Below are 15,203 nucleotides of genomic sequence, written 5' to 3'. Positions count from 1 at the left end.
CGCCTGCGACCGCCGTCTCGGCGGAGGCCGGCGAGCCACAGCAGCAAGGACTTCACATCGGTGGCCGCGACGCGGCCGGATACTGCGCGCGGGGGGTGGGGCACAGGACGAGCGGACCTTCGTCACGCTCGTGGGGGCGGCGGTGACTGCCAGGAAGAGCTGAACGGTCAGGGGGAACGGCGGCGAGCCGACACGTCGGGCACGCGAGAGGCCCGTGGCGGGCGCGGCATCACTCGGCTGTCGTTGGAGGACGGTGGGCGGGGGTTCGGCGCCTCCCCGCCCACCGCCGGAACAGGGGCGCCGACTGCGCCCCGGCCGAGGAGGGCGGTTGCGCCGGCGGCGCGGGGGTCACGGCGGCGGGGGCACCGGTGAGGAGGGCGGGATCCCTGGGGCTCCTGGACCTGCGCTGTGCACGGATGTCCTCCCTGAGCCGGTCGAACCAGTGGCGTGCCGTGCAGCGGAGAGCGCCGTCAGTCCCGAACCACTGTGTGGCGCCTGTGCACGAAAAGGGACCGTAGCCCGGTTCGTCCGTGACGGAAAGACCTTGTGCACCAATGAAGTTGAACTTTTTCCCTGCCCAGGACAAAGACGGTGTCCGGGCAGGCCGGGACCGGGGACCGGCGCTGGTGCCGGTCCCCGTGGTGGTACGCCTTCAGGCCGCGCAGTGCCTCGCAGTGCCTCCGGGGCCTACGGACCGGTGAACAGGGCGAGGCTGCGCGACAGTTCGGGATCGGTTGTCCTCAGGCGGGGATCGGTGTGTAGACGGAGTTCTTCTCGGCGCTCTCCTCCACCGCCGCCAGCACGCGCTGCACCTGCAGCCCGTCGGCGAACGACGGCATCGGATCCGTACCCGACGCGATGGCCTCGACCAGGTCACGGGCCTGGTGCACGAAGGTGTGCTCGTAGCCGAGACCGTGGCCCGGCGGCCACCACGCCTCCAGATAGGGGTGATCGGGTTCGGTGACCAGGATGCGGCGGAATCCGGCGTGCGTGCCCGGTTCCGTACCGTCGTAGTACGACAGCTCGTTGAGCCGCTCCAGGTCGAAGGCGAGGGAACCGTGCTCGCCGTTGACCTCCAGCCGCAGGGCGTTCTTGCGCCCCGAGGCCATCCGGGTCGCCTCGAACGTGGCGAGCGCCCCCGAGGCGAGCCGGCCGGTGAAGACGGCGGCGTCGTCGACCGTGACCGGCCCGCGCCGGGTGCCGCCGGCAGCGGACAGTCCGGCGGAGGGACCGTCGAGGCAGGGGCGTTCGTCGACGAAGGTCTCCATCTGGGCGGAGACCCCGACCAGCAGCTCACCGGCCAGGTACTGCGCGAGGTCGACGATGTGCGCGCCGAGGTCGCCGAGCGCGCCCGATCCCGCGTGCTCCCGCTGCAATCGCCAGGTCAGCGGGAAGTCGGGGTCGACCAGCCAATCCTGAAGGTACGTCACGCGCACATGGCGCAGCGTGCCTAGCCTGCCGGCGGCGATGAGCCGACGTGCGTGGGTGAGGGCGGGCACACGCCGGTAGTTGAAGCCCACCATCGCCACCTGCCCGCGTTCGCGAGCGGCTTCGGCGGCCCTCACCATGGCCTCCGCCTCGGCGACCGAATTGGCGAGGGGCTTCTCGCACAATACGTGCTTGCCCGCCTCCAGTGCCGCTATCGCGATCTCCGCATGGGTGTCGCCCGGGGTGCAGATGTCGACCAGGTGCACGTCGTCGCGGGCCAGGAGGGCGCGCCAGTCGGTCTCCGCCGCGGCCCAGCCGTACTTGCCGGCGGCGGCGCGCACGGCGTGGGCGTCCCGTCCGGCGATCACGGCCGGCACGGGCCGCAGCGGCAGGTCGAACGCGTGTCCGACGGTGCGCCATCCTTGTGAGTGGGCGGCGCCCATGAAGGCGTAGCCGACCATGCCCACACCGAGTGCCGGCGGCACCGTCCGGTTGTCCCTCTGTTCCATACGGATTCCTCCTCGTCGGAGTGTCAGTGACTCATCGCTGTCGTCGTGGGACGCGGGGCCCGGACCGGTCAGACGAAGCCGGTCGGCAGGTACTGGTCGACGTTGTCCTCGGTGACGACGGCCGAGTAGAGGGTCAGGGAGGTCGGGATCTCCATCTCGGCCATGCCGCTGACGCCCTTGCCCTGACCGAGGGCGCGGGCGAGGTCGATCGCGGAGGCGGCCATCGTCGGCGGGTACAGGACGGTGGCCTTGAGCACGCTGTTGCCGCCCTTGATGGCGTCCATGGCGGACTTGGCGCCCGCGCCGCCGACCATCAGGAAGTCGTCACGGCCGGCCTGCTCGATGGCCCTGAGGGCCCCCACGCCCTGGTCGTCGTCGTGGTTCCACAGTGCGTCGAAGTCACGCTGTGCCTGGAGGAGTTGGGCCATCTTGGCCTGGCCCGACTCGACGGTGAAGTCGGCGGCCTGGCGGGCCACCTTCTTGATGTTCGGGTAGTTCTTCAGGGCGTCGTCGAAGCCCTGGGTGCGCTGCTGGGTGAGTTCCAGGTTGTCCAGCCCGGCGAGTTCGACGACCTTGGCGTTCGGCTTGTCCTTGAGCTGTTCGCCGATGTAGTGACCGGCGTTCAGGCCCATGCCGTAGTTGTCGCCGCCGATCCAGCAGCGGTACGCCTGCGGGGTGTTGAAGATCCGGTCGAGGTTGACCACGGGGATCCCGGCCCGCATCGCCTTCAGACCGACCTGGGTGAGCGCCTTGCCGTCGGCCGGCAGGATCACCAGCACGTCGACCTTCTTGTTGATCAGGGTCTCGATCTGGCCGATCTGCTGGGCGGTGTCGTTGGAGCCCTCGGTGATCTCCAGCGTGACGTCGGAGTACTTCTCCGCGCGCTTCTTGGCGTTGTCGTTGATGGCGTTGAGCCAGCCGTGGTCGGCCTGCGGTCCGGCGAAGCCGATGGTGACCTGTTTGCCGGGCTTGTCGTCAGCGACCGGGGCGTTGTTCGCCGCCTGTTCCTGGCCGCTGGGCTCGTTGCTGGTGCAGGCCGTCAGCAGCGCGCCGGCGGAGACGGCCGCGGTGCCGAACAGCAGCGATCTGCGGCTGGTGGCGGGGGTTCTTGCCATGGCGGAGGGACCCTTCGACTGGGCGGTGAGTGGGAGAGGAACGGGTGCCGGACGGCGGTGTCGGTCCCGCTGTCCGGCGGTGGGATCGACGGCCTTCACGGGTACCGACGTGCGGCGGTGACGTCGACGGCCTCAGGTGCCGCCGTGCGGTGAGCGGCGCTGGACCAGGACGGCGGCGACGATGATGGCGCCCTTCGCGATCTGCTGGACCGCGGTCTCGAGGTTGTTCAGGGCGAAGATGTTGGTGATCGTGGTGAAGACCAGGACGCCGAGGACCGAGCCGACGATGGTGCCGCGGCCCCCGGTGAGCAGGGTCCCGCCGATGATCGCGGCGGCGATGGCGTCGAGTTCGTAGAGATTGCCGTTGGTGTTCTGGCCGGAGCCGGACAGCACGATCAGCATGAACGCGGCGATGCCGCAGCACAGGCCGGACAGCAGGTACAGGTACAGGCGCTGGCGGCGGACGTCGATGCCCGCGAGGCGAGCCGCTTCGGCGTTGCCGCCGATGGCGACGGTGCGGCGGCCGAAGGTGGTGCGGTTGAGCACCAGCCAGCCGATCACGGTGACCGCGGCGAACACCAGCACCAGGGGCGGGATGCCGAGGATGTAGGCGTCACGGACACCGAGGTCGAGCACCGACTCGACGGTGACGATCTGGGTGCTGCCGTCGGTGATCTGGAGCGCCAGGCCCCGGGCGGAGGCGAGCATGGCCAGGGTCGCGATGAACGGCACCATCCTGCCGTAGGCGATCAGCACGCCGTTGACGAGGCCGCAGCCGACGCCGACGGCGACGGCGGTGAAGAGGATGCCGGCGAAGCCGAACTCCTGTGTGGCCACGGTCGTCGCCCATACGGAGGCGAGCGCCACGATCGCACCGACCGACAGGTCGATGCCGCCGGAGGTGATGACGAAGGTCATGCCGACGGTGACGACACCGATCACGGATGCCTGGGTGAGGATGAGCTGCAGGTTGCTCGTCGCCAGGAACTCGTCGGGTGCGGTGATGCCGCCGACGGCGACGAGTACGGCGAGGACGCCGAGCAACGACAGGCTGCGCACGTCCCACCGCAGGGCGAGGGCTCGGCGCGGACCTTCTTTGTCCGCCGGGGGTTCGGCGTCGGACAGCGGCACTTCGTCGTGCGCCGCGGTGGCCGGCTGCGTCATGTCGGGCTCCCTTCCATCACAAGATCGAGTACGCGGTGCTCGTCGAGCTCACGGGCGTCCGCGGTGTGCACGACGCTGCCTTCGCGGAGCACCAGCACCCGGTCGGCGAGCCCGAGGACCTCGGGCACCTCGCTGGACACGAGAAGGACGGCCAGGCCCTCGTCGGCCAGCCGGCGCATCACCGCGTAGAGCTCGGCGCGGGCGCCGATGTCGACGCCCCGGGTCGGCTCGTCCAGGAGCAGCACCTTGCAGCCGCGCAGCAGCCAGCGCGCGAGCACCGCCTTCTGCTGGTTGCCGCCGGACAGCGTCCTGATCGCGGCATCGGGGTTGTCGGGCCGCAACGACAGTTCCCGAACCGCCTGGTGAGCCGCGGCCCGCTCGGCGCGCCGGTCGAGCCAGCCGGCGCGGGCGAACCGGGGCAGGGTGGAGATGGTGACGTTGCTGCTGACGGACTCCAGCATCAGCAGGCCCTGCGCCTTGCGTTCCTCGGGCGCGAGTCCGATGCCGGCGCGGACGGCGGCGCGGACACTGCCGGGCGGCAGCGGGATGCCGTCGACGAGGACCCGGCCGCCGTCGGCCCTGCGCGCCCCGTAGATCGTCTCCAGGATCTCGCTGCGTCCGGACCCGACGAGCCCCGCCAGGCCGACGATCTCACCGGGCCGCAGCTCGAGGTCGACGGGCGCGAACTCCCCTTGCCGGGTCAGCCCTTCGACGGTCAGCACCGGTTGCCTGCCGGCGGCGAATCCCGCCCGGGGGCGCTCGGGGAAGACGTACTCGACGTTCCGCCCGGTCATCAGGGCCACGATCTCGTGGGTCGGGGTCGACTCCGCGGGCAGACCGCCGGCGACGGCCCGGCCGTCCTTCAGGACCGTGACCCGGTCGCCGATGCGCCGGATCTCCTCGAGGCGGTGGGAGATGTAGACGACGGCGACCCCGTCGTCCGTCAGGTCGCTCACGATCCGGAAGAGGTTTTCGACCTCGTCGGGGTCGAGCGCGGCGGACGGCTCGTCCATCACGATCAACCGCACCTCGTGGGAGAGCGCGCGGGCCATGGAGACGATCTGCTGCTGTGCGGCGGACAGTTCGCCGACGAGCCGCGCCGGATCGATCTCCGAGTGCCCGAGGCGCTGAAGCAACTCCGCGGTGGCCGTCCGGGCGGCGGAGCCGCGCACGACGAATCCGGCCGCCGTGGGTTCGTGCCCGAGGAAGACGTTCTCCGCGACGGACAGCCCCTCGATCAGGTCGAGTTCCTGGTAGATGGTGGCGATGCCCAGGCGCATGGCGGCGATCGGCGACCCCAGGGTCACGGGCTCACCGCGCCAGGTGATCTCGCCACCGTCGGGCTGGTGGGCTCCGGCGAGCACTTTGATCAGCGTGGATTTGCCGGCGCCGTTCTGGCCGAGCAGGCAATGCACTTCCCCGGCCTGGACCTCGAGGTCCACACCGTCCAGGGCGCGGACGCCCGGGAACGACTTGGTGATACCGGACATGGTGAGCAGGGGTGGTTCTGGTGCCATGAGGAATCCCCTCGGCGGGTGCGGGCCGTGGCGGGCAGGGCTGGACAGGGTGGTTCGGGTGAGTCTGGGCAGCTCTGGGGGAGCCCCTGGCGTCGTGTGCGCCGGGGCGTTCGGGGTGGTGCGTGGTGAGGGTGCGGTGGCGTGTCGTGAGGGGCCGGAGCTCGCGCCCTGCGGGGTCAGGCCGGTGAGAACACGTGGTCGCTGATGAGGCGGGCCGCGCCGATGGCTCCGGCGGCCGGTCCCAACTCCCCCAGCACGATGGGCAGGTTGCCCGTGGCCAGCGGCAACGACTGCCGGTACACCTGGGTCCGGACACTGGCCAGTAGCGTGTGCCCGAGCCCGGTCACTCCCCCGCCGATCACCACCAGCCCCGGATTGAAGAAGCTCACGAGTCCGGCGATGACCTGGCCCAGGCGCCGGCCGCCCTCCCGGATGAGCTCCAGGGCCACCACGTCGCCCGTCGCCGCGGCGGCCGACACGTCGGCGGCCGTCAGACGCCCGGCCGTTTCCAGCCTGACGGCGAGATCCACCGACCGGCCCGCACGCGCGGCCTCCTCCGCGTCGCGGGCCAGCGCGGCACCGCTGAAGTGGGCTTCCAGGCAGCCCCGGTTGCCGCAGGCGCAGGGGCGGCCGTCGGGCACGGCCTGGATGTGCCCGATGTCGCCCGCGCTGCCCGTGGTCCCCCGGTAGACCTCACCGCCGACCACGATGCCGCAGCCGATGCCGGTGCCGATCTTGATGCACAGGAAGTCGGCGACGGAGCGGGCCACGCCCGCGTGCTGCTCCCCCACCGCCATCAGGTTCACGTCGTTGTCGACCATGACCGGACAGCCCAGTTCCTGACTGAGTGCCTCCCGCACGGGGAAGCCGTCCCAGCCGGGCATGATCGGAGGCGCGACCGGCACGCCCTCCGGGAAGCGGACCGGTCCCGGAACTCCGATCCCGGCGCCGTCGAAGCCCTCGGCGACGCCGGACGCCCTGAGCTTGGCGGCCATCGACAGCACCTGCTCGAAGACGGCGACCGGTCCCTCCCGGACGTCCATCGGATGGTTCAGATGTCCCAGGACCTCCAACTCCGCATTGGTGACGGCGACATCGACCGAGGTGGCACCGATGTCGACACCGAGGAAACGCAGCGTCGGCGCGAGCCGGACGTTGTGCGAGCGCCGGCCGCCCCGTGAGGGTGCGAGTCCGTCCGCGACGACCAGGCCGGTCTCCGTCAGCCGGTCCACCTCGACGGCCAGTTTCGAGCGGGACAGGTCCACCTGGTCGCCCAGCTGGGCACGGGAGTTGGGGCCGCTGTCACGCAGCAGGCGAAGCAGCCGCGCCTGATGCGCGTTCTCCGGTCGAGCGGTCATGCGTCTCACGAGCCCTCTCCCCTCCCCTCGCCTGCGGCTCGGGAACCCAGGCGCCTGTCTCCGTGGCCGCGTCGTCAGGCTTTCGGTGAGGAACGTAGCAGCGATTTTCCTGACGGGGAAGAACTTCAGCACGATCCGCGCCTTCTTTTTCCACTCACAGGACAAAGCGGAATGGGAGGCCACGGCCGGCGCGGGGACAAGAGCGAGGAAGGGTTGAGTAAGCGCACCGCTCCGGATGAGTACGACCGCTCAGGCGACCGGGGAGTCGGAGCAGCGAGGGTGACCGCGAGGGTTTCGTCCTCGTCGAAAGGGCTGTCCGTTGCTGCTGAGCCGTGCTGCCGCCGCCGTCGTTTCCGTCTGCGGACGGCTGACCGTCACCTGTGACGCCGACCTGCCCTTCCCCGCCGGCTGCATCTTCGCCGCGAACCACGACTCGCTCGCCGACCCCCCGCTGGTGGTGGCTGCTCTCCGGACCTTGGAGGTCGAGCCGGTCGTCATGGCCACTGCTGGGCTCTGGCGGACGCCCGTGCTCGGCAGGGCACTGGAACAGGAGGGGCACATCCCGGTCCACCGGGGTACGGCCCGGGCAGCCCAGGCCCTGGATGCCGCGGCGGAAGCGCTCGCCTCCGGGCGCCACGTGCTGATCTACGGGGAGGGCGGCCTCCCCCGGCGCACGGACGCCGCCGCCGGAGCACCCGGGCCGTTCCGCACCGGACTCGCCCGCCTCGCGCAGCTGACCGCCGCACCCGTCGTACCGGTGGGGCACGCGGGCGCCAGACGCCTGTCCTCGGGATCGGCCGTGAAGCAGCTCGCCGGCGCTGTGACCGCCCCGCTCCGGCGCCCACGGCTGCACGTCCACGTCGGCACGCCCGTGTACCTGCCGGCCGACGTCGCCGACGGCACGGCCGCGGCACACCGCGCTGTCAGCCTCGCCTGGGAAGAGGCCGCCCGGGCGGCGGGCGAGCTGGGCCGGGCGGCGTGAGCTCACCGGGCCGGGCGTCCGGCGCCGCCTGCCACGTGAACAGAGCGCCCCCCTGCCCGCGACCGAAGCCGCAGACCCCGCTCCGGGGCCCCGTTTCGAGAAGCGGCGGCATGCGCACCTCCGTCTGCGCCCGAACGGCTCCGGGGAGCTGTCGGATGCGGAGACCGGAGGCCGAGGCCGCATCACCCCGGGGGCCTCGACGCACCGGTCGCCGGTGCAGGCACCGCACGGACGAGCGGTCGGCACCTGGCGGTCGCGTGATCATCCGTAGACCGTCGGGACCGCTCCGGCCTCGCTGGTAAGGTGGGCCCGCTGACCGTGGCCGCAGTGGACGACACGGTCGCCGAGCCCCAGCCTGTCGGCCTCGGCGAGGAACGCGTCCAGCGGCGACCGCATCACGGTGTAGTCGCCGTAGTGCACCGGCAGCAGCAGCCGGGGACCGAGGCGCCGGGCGAGTTCCGCTCCCTGGGCACCGTCCATGGTGACCAGGAATCCGCCGGGCAGCCGCGTGCCACCGAGATGGAGGACCGCGAGATCGGCGGCCGGGAAGCGCTCGGTGATCTCGTCGAGACCGTCGTACACCAGAGTGTCGCCCGAGATGTACAGCCGCACTGCGGGCGGTCGCCCGACGGGGCCGAACTCCAGCAGGCTTCCCATCACCGGTGGCAGCAGGCCGCGCAGCACCGCGTGACCGGCGTGCCGGCCCGGCAGTGCCGTGACGGTCAGCCGCGCCCCGCCCCGCTGGAGCGTGAGCGCCTGCCAGGTGCGCAGTCCGGCGGTGCGGCGGAAGCCGTGCACCACCCGGAGCCGGCGGGCCGCGTGGCGTGTGGTCAGAATCGGCACCCCGCGGTCCAGGTGCCGGCGGGCCCGGCGGTCCCAGTGGTCGCCGTGCAGATGCGACAGGACGACCCCGTCGAGGCGGGGAAGCTCCTCCACGTCCACGGCCGGCTCGGTCAGGCGCCGGCTCACCAGCCCGTAGCCGAGGTAGGCGTACTGCCCGCGGTGCAGGAAGTTCGGGTCCGTGAGGACGCTGAGCGGCCCGTAGGACAGCAGGACGGTGGCGTTTCCGATGAAATGGATGTCGATCCCGCCGTCAGCGGGGCTGCCCGTGATCTGCGACATGGCGCTCTCCTCCTCGGGGCGGATCGTCCCGCCGCCTGCTGCCGGCACCCCTGCCGGTCGTGGGACCGGCAGGGGTGCCGGCGTGCGGCCCAGGGCACGGGCCGACGGGATGCCACGCGGTCACGAGGTACGGGCCCGGCGGGCCAGACCTGCTGCGGCGGCCGCGAGCAGGGTGGCGGTGGCCAGCCGTCGCATCGCGGTCCGGCGGCGTCCGCCCCAGCCGCCGTGGGCCGCGCCCGCTCCGGGCGCGGGCACATGGAGGTTGCCGTGGCCGGCCGGGGCGGCCTCCTTGCGGGACAGGTGTGTACGGTCCGCCTGGCGGGCCATCATGCGCTCCACCAGTCCCGGTGCGATCCGGGACTGGAGCACCAGGTACCGGCCCGTCGGCCCCACCACGACCTCGCGCCGGGGTACGCGCACCAGATCCACGACGGTCCGGGCGACGCGTTCGGGGCTGTGGACCGGGGGCATCGCCACCACCTTGCGTCCCGTGTAGTTGGCCGCGTGCTCGAACAGCGGGGTGTCGATCGTGGCCGGCAGCACCGTGCACACGTTGATGCGTTTCGCCTTCTCCAGCCGCAGTTCCTGGCGCAGACTGGCGCTCAGGGCCCGGACCGCGTGCTTGGACATGCCGTAGGCGTGGGTGTACGGCTGAGCCACCACCCCGACGATGGACGAGACGTTGATCAGCGTGCCCTCGCCCTGCTCGCGCATCACGCGTAGGGCCGCGCGGGCGCCGTGGACGTAGCCCATGACGTCGACGTCCAGGACCTTGCGGAAGTCCTCCAGGGGGACCTCCAGGAACGGGCTGAACACGGTCACCGCCGCGTTGTTGACCCAGACGTCGATCCGGCCGAAGCGCTGAACGGCACGTCGGGCCAGATCGTCGACCGCCCCCGCGTCGGTGACGTCGGTCGGCACGGCGTGCGCTCGGGCGCCCCGGTGCCGCTCGCACTCCTGCCGGACGGCCTCGAGTGCCTCCTCCCGCCGCGCCGCCAGGACGACCGAGCAGCCCTTGCGGGCGAAGGCCACGGCCGTGGCCCGTCCGATGCCACTGGACGCACCGGTGATCACCACCACGGATTCACGCACTCGCATCGACGACCCTCTCTTCCTGTGCCACGCGGCGTCACCGCGGCTCCGCTCAGGCTCGGCGAGTGCCCACGGCCTGCTGTCCGCAACCGCCGTCTCGGCGAGCACGTCGGGGACACCGACGGCTGCGCGCCCCCGGGGCCCTCGGCGCGTGTGCCGATCCGGGGGCTACTCCGGCGCGGGCCGCACCCGGAAGCCGCCCCGGTCGTCGAACGACACCTCCACGACGGCGTCGAACCCGTCCGCCCGTGAGGGGCGGCGCAGCCGCTTCGCCGTGGCGTGGACACCGACGTCGGGGACACGGGCGCGCCCCGGACGCACGGCATTGCGCACCAGCGAGCCCCGCAGGTCCGGCGGGAACCAGTAGGCGGTCACCGTCGCACGATGCGCGTGCGCGGCGGTGATCAAGGGCGTCCACTCCGCCGGGGACGGATTGGTGTTGTCGACCGCCACCGACCTCCCCGCGGCCAGCGCATCCTCCACCAGACGCATCTGCCGCTCCTGCCGACGGCGGGCGGAACGCGGGAACAGGTCCTTGCTGACCAGCTCATAGCGTCCGAGCAGGGTCTGCTCGTAGAACGTCGACTTGCCGGACGCCTGCAGTCCCACGAGCACGGCCACGTCCGGCGTCGATCCGGTCACTTGGCTCCGTCCTCTTCAGCGGTCCAGTTCCTCCTCCACCGGCGGCTTGGGGACCTCCCGGAGATACTGGGACTGTCCCGGCCTGCCGCCCTGGCGGGCCTGCTCGGCGCGCTGCGCCGGGCTGTGTCCGAGGTCGGAGTCGGGGTCGGTCCGCACCGAGCGGGCGATGTCCTCACGGTTGGTGTAGGTCTCCGGCGGGATCCCGCGCAGCGCGGCGGTCACGTCACCGGAGGCGCCGGCGGACCGGGCTGCGTCCAGCAGCCGGGTCTTGTCCGCGGGGAAGTCCACGTTCTCCAGGGCGCCCAGCACGTCGTCGACCGTAGCGTGTGCCATGACAAGCCCTCCTTATGTGCGCATACGTGACGAAAGCCGCGCACCCATGGCGAGTCCGCGCACACGGAGAGCCCGGGGCCCGGGTGCTGGGCGGCACCCGGGCCCACCGACGTGTCCACCGCGTCGCTGGCGGTGATACGCCTCCAGTTCGGCGATCGACGTGAAGGTCTGCGAGCCGCCGCTGCCGACGACGCGCCCGCCGTCGCCGCGCGTGGTGTCGAAGTCGAACACATACGTCCTGTTGGTGCCGGCGACCGATGCCTCCTCGGCGGAATCCGGTGCGAGGGGTGTCCCGCCCGGTCGCGGCGGGGCGGGACACGGTGAAGGTGCGGGCGGGGCGGGGCGGTGTGCCGGTGCGGCGTCACGTGCCGCCGTGACTACAGCTGCACCTCGCCGCAGAGGTGCACCTCCAGACCCAGCTCGGCGAAGAGCGCGGCGTTGGCGCGCAGCGCCTTGCCGGCGGTCTCCGCGTCGGGGACGTAGGCGACGTTGAGGTGGTCGGCACGGTGACGGGCCATGAACTGGTCGCGGGTGATGCCGTGCAGGACCGCGTGCATGATGGGCCACTGGGGGTTGGTGGCGTCGAGCCGGCGGCGGTTCTCCTCCTCGGTCAGTTCGACGGCGGTGGCACGGCCCTGCTGAAGGTTTGTGTCGTCGTATCCGTCGCGGAGGGAAGGTGCGATGTGCTGGCGGCCGGCGCGACGCGGGCGTCGTGGTCGTGGGGTCCGTACGGCATCTCGAAGCTGCTCCCGCTCACCGAGTAACTGGGCGGGGGCGGCGCCTTCTCGATCGAGGTGAGCTCCAACGGCAGCCGGGCGAACGGGTGGTGGCGCCAGTGCGGTGACCTCGCCCACGACTCGATGACCGGTGTCTCCTCCAAGGCGGTCCCCCTGAGGACCAGTTCGTGGCGGAGGCAGATCCGCAGCTCCTCCGGGGTCCGGAGACCGAGCTGCCGCCCGCGAAGGCGACGGTCAGGTCCTGAGGGGACTGGCCGTCTGCCAGCAGGGACGCCGCGTACCGGGCCGGACCGCGGTCGCCGGGCGTGGCGGCCGACACGAGCCGCACCGCCTGCTCGACGTGTTCCTGACCTGACGTCATGGTCAGCAGGCGCAGGAGATGGTCGAAGACACTGCGGTCCTGCCACATCCGGGCGGCGGACGAACCGTAGCGGTCGGCCAGGGCGATGCCGAGGCCGGCCACGAACGCGACGTCGCCTTCGGCGAGTTCGCGCTCGGCCGTGTCCCACACCGCGGCCACGTTCTTCATGTCGGGCAGGCGGGTCACCATCTGCTGGATCCGGTCGCTCACGGCGGCGAGACCAACCGCGAGTCATCAAGCCGCGCACAGTAATTCGTTGGACATCTCCCCGGTCAGCGGCGAACGTTGCCGGAATGCAGCAGGAGGAGATCTGGGATTCCGACGCCGCCCAGCGCTACGACACGCCCGGCACGGGCATGTTCGCCCCCGAGGTCCTGGGGCCGACCGTGGACCGTCTCGCCCAGCTCGCAGGGGACGGAGCGGCTCTCGAGTTCGCCGTCGGGACCGGCCGGGTGGCCGTCCCGCTCGCCGCGCGAGGAGTCCCTGTCACCGGGATCGAGCTGTCGCTCCCGATGGTGCAACAGCTGCGCACCAAGGCTGACGAGGCGACGATCCCGGTGATCGTGGGTGACATGGCGACCACCACCGCCCCCGGCGAGTACTCCCTCGTCTACCTCGTCTTCAACACGATCTCCAACCTGCTCACGCAGGAGGAGCAGGTCCAGTGCTTCCGCAACGCCGCCCGCCACCTCACGCCCGGTGGACGGTTCGTGATCGAGCTGTGGGTACCCGAGCTGCGCAAACTCCCACCGGGCCAGACGGCGACCGTCTGGCAGTCCGAACCCGGCTACATCGGTCTGGACACGTACGACGTCCTGCGCCAGCACGTCGTGTCGCACCACTTCCGCTTCGACGACACCCAGCAGGCGCGGTTGTTCCGCAGCCCTCATCGCTACATCTGGCCGGCCGAACTCGACCTCATGGCCCAGCTGGCCGGCTTCGAGCTGGAATCCAGGCATGCGGACTGGTCCGGCGCCGAGTTCACCGCCGAGTCCCGTTCTCACGTCTCCGTCTATCGCATCCCGCCGGCGTAGCGACTCCGGCGAGGGCCAGTGCAGCCACCGCCCGGACAGCTCATTCGGAAACCATCCGTCACCGCACGTCGCGGAGCCGGAGAAGGTAGGCGGCAGTCAGCGCGACCGCACGGTCGTCGTCGTGTGACAGCTCTTCGAGCGCGCGTGCCGCCGTCGGTCCCGGGATGCCCGCCAGCGCCTGGGTCAGCCGCCCGCGTGCGGGGGCTTCCGTGGTGTCGTCCGCGAGACGGGCGACGAGCCCGGTGGCGATCCGGTCGGCCGTGGCGGTGTCGACCGCCAGCTCGCTCAGTGCGTCGGCGGCATCGGTGTCGTTCCTTCCCGTCACGATCATCTCGATGAGCGTCGGGACCGCCTCGGCCACTCCTCGTGTCCCGAGCGCCAGAGCGGCACGCCCGCGGACCCCGAGGTCGGGGTCCGTGAGAGCGTCCCGTAGATGTGCGGTCGCCTCACCGCCGGGCATCACGGCGAGGGACTGAACGGCCCGTTGCCGCACCGCGGCCACCGGTGACCCGAGACCCTTCGCCAGCAGACCCGTAGCGCCGTCGCCCGACTGCGCCAGCGCCCATCGCAGGGCGCCGGCGACGTTCGGGTCCGTCTCCTCCAGTACCGCCTCGACCAGGGCCTCCACCGGCACCGGGTGGCTGCCGACCGAGGACAGGGCCGCCCGCTGGCGGGCGTCCGCGCTCTGCGAACCCAGTGCCTGGAGGAGCGCGACGACCCTCAGGACGTCCTCCCAGCCGGCGGGTTCCGCGGCGTCGATCCGCCGCAGCCGCGTGAGCAGTTCGGTCTCGGCCGCGATGCGGTCGAGCGTCTGACGGATGAGGTCGCCGACGAGCGCCGAGGGCGTGAAGCCGGGGTCGTCGAGCGCGCGCCCGATGTCACGCAGCGACAGCCCCAGCGAGCGCAGGCTCTCGATGTGGAAGATCCGCCGGATGTCCTCCGTGGAGTACTCCCGGTAGCCGGAGCCCGTCCGGCCCGAGGGCCGCACCAACCCGAGGGACTCGTAGTGCCGGAGCATGCGGGCACTGACCCCGGACCGTCTCGCCACCTCACCGATCAGCACGGTTGCCATCGTCCGCCTCGGGAGCCCCGGCGAGGGCCACGACGCGCTTGGCCTCCTCGATCGCCGGCTGGAATCCGGCGTCCGGGTCGCGCCACAGCCGCTGTGTGGCGAGCGCGTGCGCACGCACGCGGGGGTCGAGGGCCGTCGTCGCGGCCTGCACGGCCGGCACCATCACCTCACCCAGCGCAACCAGCGCCTGACTGAGACTCAGCTGGGTCTCCCGCTCGCCCCGCCCGAGCTGTGTCGCCAGCACCGTGGCCAGGGCGGCCTCCTCGCCCTCCGGCACGAGCACGACCGCGGCCCGCCAGGCGCTCCTCGCCACCTCGTCGTCGGCGTCGCACAGCAGGGACCGTGTGATCGCCGGCCACGCCTGCCGGTCCCCGATCTTGGACAGCGTGTGCAGCGCCTGGCTGCGCGCCTGCGCACGCTCCGAACGGAGTTCGCGCAGCAGCGCGGGGAGTGTCAGGGACACCGGGTGGCGGGTGAGGGCCCAGCTCAGCATGTCGCGGACGAAGAACTCGGGCTCGACCGCGCACCGCTCGACGAGCGTGTCGACGAAGCCCGCAACGGGCGCCGAACCCGCCGCCAGGGCGGCCCGCAGTCGCACGGACGCACGGCCGTCCTCCAGCCCCTGGAGTGCTCGTGTCGCATCCGTGCCCTGTCTCGTCATGGTCATCGGGACCACCTCCATGCCACGCAGTGAAGACCTTGTCACCGTGTCAAGGTCAAACGGTCAGTCGCCGTCG

At 71.8% G+C, this 15,203-nt stretch carries 15 protein-coding genes and 2 pseudogenes; 2 read left to right on the top strand and 15 right to left on the bottom strand.

Annotated elements, in window-relative coordinates:
• Positions 1-23: 23 nt before the first annotated feature.
• The 6 genes and pseudogenes from AB0412_RS10650 to AB0412_RS10625 all read right to left on the bottom strand — a co-directional run.
• A pseudogene (locus tag AB0412_RS10650) lies at positions 24-190 on the bottom strand (alkaline phosphatase family protein); the annotation flags it as partial.
• A gap of 550 nt (positions 191-740) precedes the next feature.
• Positions 741-1,937 (bottom strand): Gfo/Idh/MocA family oxidoreductase, encoded by a 1,197-nt coding sequence (locus tag AB0412_RS10645; RefSeq protein ID WP_366402155.1) that lies wholly within the window; start codon positions 1,935-1,937, stop codon positions 741-743.
• A 68-nt stretch (positions 1,938-2,005) separates the two neighbouring features.
• On the bottom strand, positions 2,006-3,052 hold the full coding sequence (locus AB0412_RS10640) for a substrate-binding domain-containing protein (protein WP_366402154.1): 1,047 nt from the start codon (positions 3,050-3,052) through the stop codon (positions 2,006-2,008).
• Between the two features lie 132 nt (positions 3,053-3,184).
• On the bottom strand, positions 3,185-4,216 hold the full coding sequence (locus AB0412_RS10635; RefSeq protein WP_366402153.1) for an ABC transporter permease: 1,032 nt from the start codon (positions 4,214-4,216) through the stop codon (positions 3,185-3,187).
• Positions 4,213-5,733: a sugar ABC transporter ATP-binding protein gene (locus AB0412_RS10630; protein ID WP_366402152.1), complete on the bottom strand. Its 1,521-nt coding sequence runs from the start codon at positions 5,731-5,733 to the stop codon at positions 4,213-4,215. Before AB0412_RS10630 ends, AB0412_RS10635 begins: the two co-directional genes overlap by 4 nt.
• Positions 5,734-5,909: 176 nt before the next feature.
• Positions 5,910-7,091, bottom strand: a complete 1,182-nt coding sequence (locus tag AB0412_RS10625; RefSeq protein WP_366402151.1) for an ROK family transcriptional regulator — start codon at positions 7,089-7,091, stop codon at positions 5,910-5,912.
• A 322-nt stretch (positions 7,092-7,413) separates the two neighbouring features.
• Between AB0412_RS10625 and AB0412_RS10620 the strand changes: the two genes are divergently transcribed.
• On the top strand, positions 7,414-8,073 hold the full coding sequence (locus AB0412_RS10620) for a lysophospholipid acyltransferase family protein (protein ID WP_366402328.1): 660 nt from the start codon (positions 7,414-7,416) through the stop codon (positions 8,071-8,073).
• Between the two features lie 261 nt (positions 8,074-8,334).
• Here AB0412_RS10620 and AB0412_RS10615 read toward each other — a convergent pair whose 3' ends face one another.
• The 7 genes and pseudogenes from AB0412_RS10615 to AB0412_RS10585 form a co-directional block, all read right to left on the bottom strand.
• On the bottom strand, positions 8,335-9,195 hold the full coding sequence (locus AB0412_RS10615) for an MBL fold metallo-hydrolase (RefSeq protein WP_366402150.1): 861 nt from the start codon (positions 9,193-9,195) through the stop codon (positions 8,335-8,337).
• 120 nt (positions 9,196-9,315) lie between these two features.
• A complete protein-coding gene (locus AB0412_RS10610) occupies positions 9,316-10,293 on the bottom strand; it encodes an SDR family oxidoreductase (protein ID WP_366402149.1) in 978 nt (325 codons plus the stop codon).
• Between the two features lie 162 nt (positions 10,294-10,455).
• A complete protein-coding gene (locus tag AB0412_RS10605; protein ID WP_366402148.1) occupies positions 10,456-10,929 on the bottom strand; it encodes an AAA family ATPase in 474 nt (157 codons plus the stop codon).
• Positions 10,930-10,944: 15 nt separating this feature from the next.
• Positions 10,945-11,262, bottom strand: coding sequence for a DUF2795 domain-containing protein (locus AB0412_RS10600; RefSeq protein ID WP_366402147.1), 318 nt, complete (start codon positions 11,260-11,262; stop codon positions 10,945-10,947).
• 377 nt (positions 11,263-11,639) lie between these two features.
• The gene (locus tag AB0412_RS10595) at positions 11,640-11,819 is read right to left on the bottom strand and encodes a hypothetical protein (RefSeq protein ID WP_366402146.1); all 180 of its coding nucleotides are present in this window, start codon (positions 11,817-11,819) and stop codon (positions 11,640-11,642) included.
• A 53-nt stretch (positions 11,820-11,872) separates the two neighbouring features.
• Positions 11,873-12,142 carry a DUF6183 family protein gene (locus tag AB0412_RS10590; RefSeq protein ID WP_366402145.1) on the bottom strand — a complete coding sequence of 90 codons (270 nt, stop codon included), beginning with the start codon at positions 12,140-12,142 and terminating at the stop codon, positions 11,873-11,875.
• 80 nt (positions 12,143-12,222) lie between these two features.
• Positions 12,223-12,528 (bottom strand): annotated as a pseudogene (locus tag AB0412_RS10585) (DUF6183 family protein); the annotation flags it as partial.
• Between the two features lie 125 nt (positions 12,529-12,653).
• Here AB0412_RS10585 and AB0412_RS10580 point away from each other — a divergent pair.
• A complete protein-coding gene (locus AB0412_RS10580) occupies positions 12,654-13,394 on the top strand; it encodes a class I SAM-dependent methyltransferase (RefSeq protein ID WP_366402144.1) in 741 nt (246 codons plus the stop codon).
• A gap of 58 nt (positions 13,395-13,452) precedes the next feature.
• Here the strand turns inward: AB0412_RS10580 and AB0412_RS10575 are convergent, their stop codons facing one another.
• Complete coding sequence (locus AB0412_RS10575) at positions 13,453-14,457, bottom strand: MerR family transcriptional regulator (RefSeq protein ID WP_366402327.1); 1,005 nt, start codon at positions 14,455-14,457, stop codon at positions 13,453-13,455.
• Positions 14,444-15,133: a HEAT repeat domain-containing protein gene (locus AB0412_RS10570; RefSeq protein WP_366402143.1), complete on the bottom strand. Its 690-nt coding sequence runs from the start codon at positions 15,131-15,133 to the stop codon at positions 14,444-14,446. Before AB0412_RS10570 ends, AB0412_RS10575 begins: the two co-directional genes overlap by 14 nt.
• Between the last annotated feature and the right edge of the window lie 70 nt (positions 15,134-15,203).

The organism is Streptomyces sp. NPDC052012 (assembly GCF_040689265.1).
Lineage (GTDB): Bacteria > Actinomycetota > Actinomycetes > Streptomycetales > Streptomycetaceae > Streptomyces.
The sequence above is the reverse complement of the archived record's forward strand: the minus strand, read 5'-3'. Positions and strand labels throughout refer to the sequence as shown.

Coding starts and splice junctions, on each gene's coding strand:
- AB0412_RS10640 (WP_366402154.1), bottom strand. CDS start 3,052: ATGGCAAGAACCCCCGCCACCAGCCGCAGATCGCTGCTGTTCGGCACC.
- AB0412_RS10635 (WP_366402153.1), bottom strand. CDS start 4,216: ATGACGCAGCCGGCCACCGCGGCGCACGACGAAGTGCCGCTGTCCGAC.
- AB0412_RS10580 (WP_366402144.1), top strand. CDS start 12,654: ATGCAGCAGGAGGAGATCTGGGATTCCGACGCCGCCCAGCGCTACGAC.
- AB0412_RS10610 (WP_366402149.1), bottom strand. CDS start 10,293: ATGCGAGTGCGTGAATCCGTGGTGGTGATCACCGGTGCGTCCAGTGGC.
- AB0412_RS10595 (WP_366402146.1), bottom strand. CDS start 11,819: ATGCACGCGGTCCTGCACGGCATCACCCGCGACCAGTTCATGGCCCGT.
- AB0412_RS10615 (WP_366402150.1), bottom strand. CDS start 9,195: ATGTCGCAGATCACGGGCAGCCCCGCTGACGGCGGGATCGACATCCAT.
- AB0412_RS10625 (WP_366402151.1), bottom strand. CDS start 7,091: ATGACCGCTCGACCGGAGAACGCGCATCAGGCGCGGCTGCTTCGCCTG.
- AB0412_RS10600 (WP_366402147.1), bottom strand. CDS start 11,262: ATGGCACACGCTACGGTCGACGACGTGCTGGGCGCCCTGGAGAACGTG.
- AB0412_RS10645 (WP_366402155.1), bottom strand. CDS start 1,937: ATGGAACAGAGGGACAACCGGACGGTGCCGCCGGCACTCGGTGTGGGC.
- AB0412_RS10630 (WP_366402152.1), bottom strand. CDS start 5,733: ATGGCACCAGAACCACCCCTGCTCACCATGTCCGGTATCACCAAGTCG.
- AB0412_RS10570 (WP_366402143.1), bottom strand. CDS start 15,133: ATGACCATGACGAGACAGGGCACGGATGCGACACGAGCACTCCAGGGG.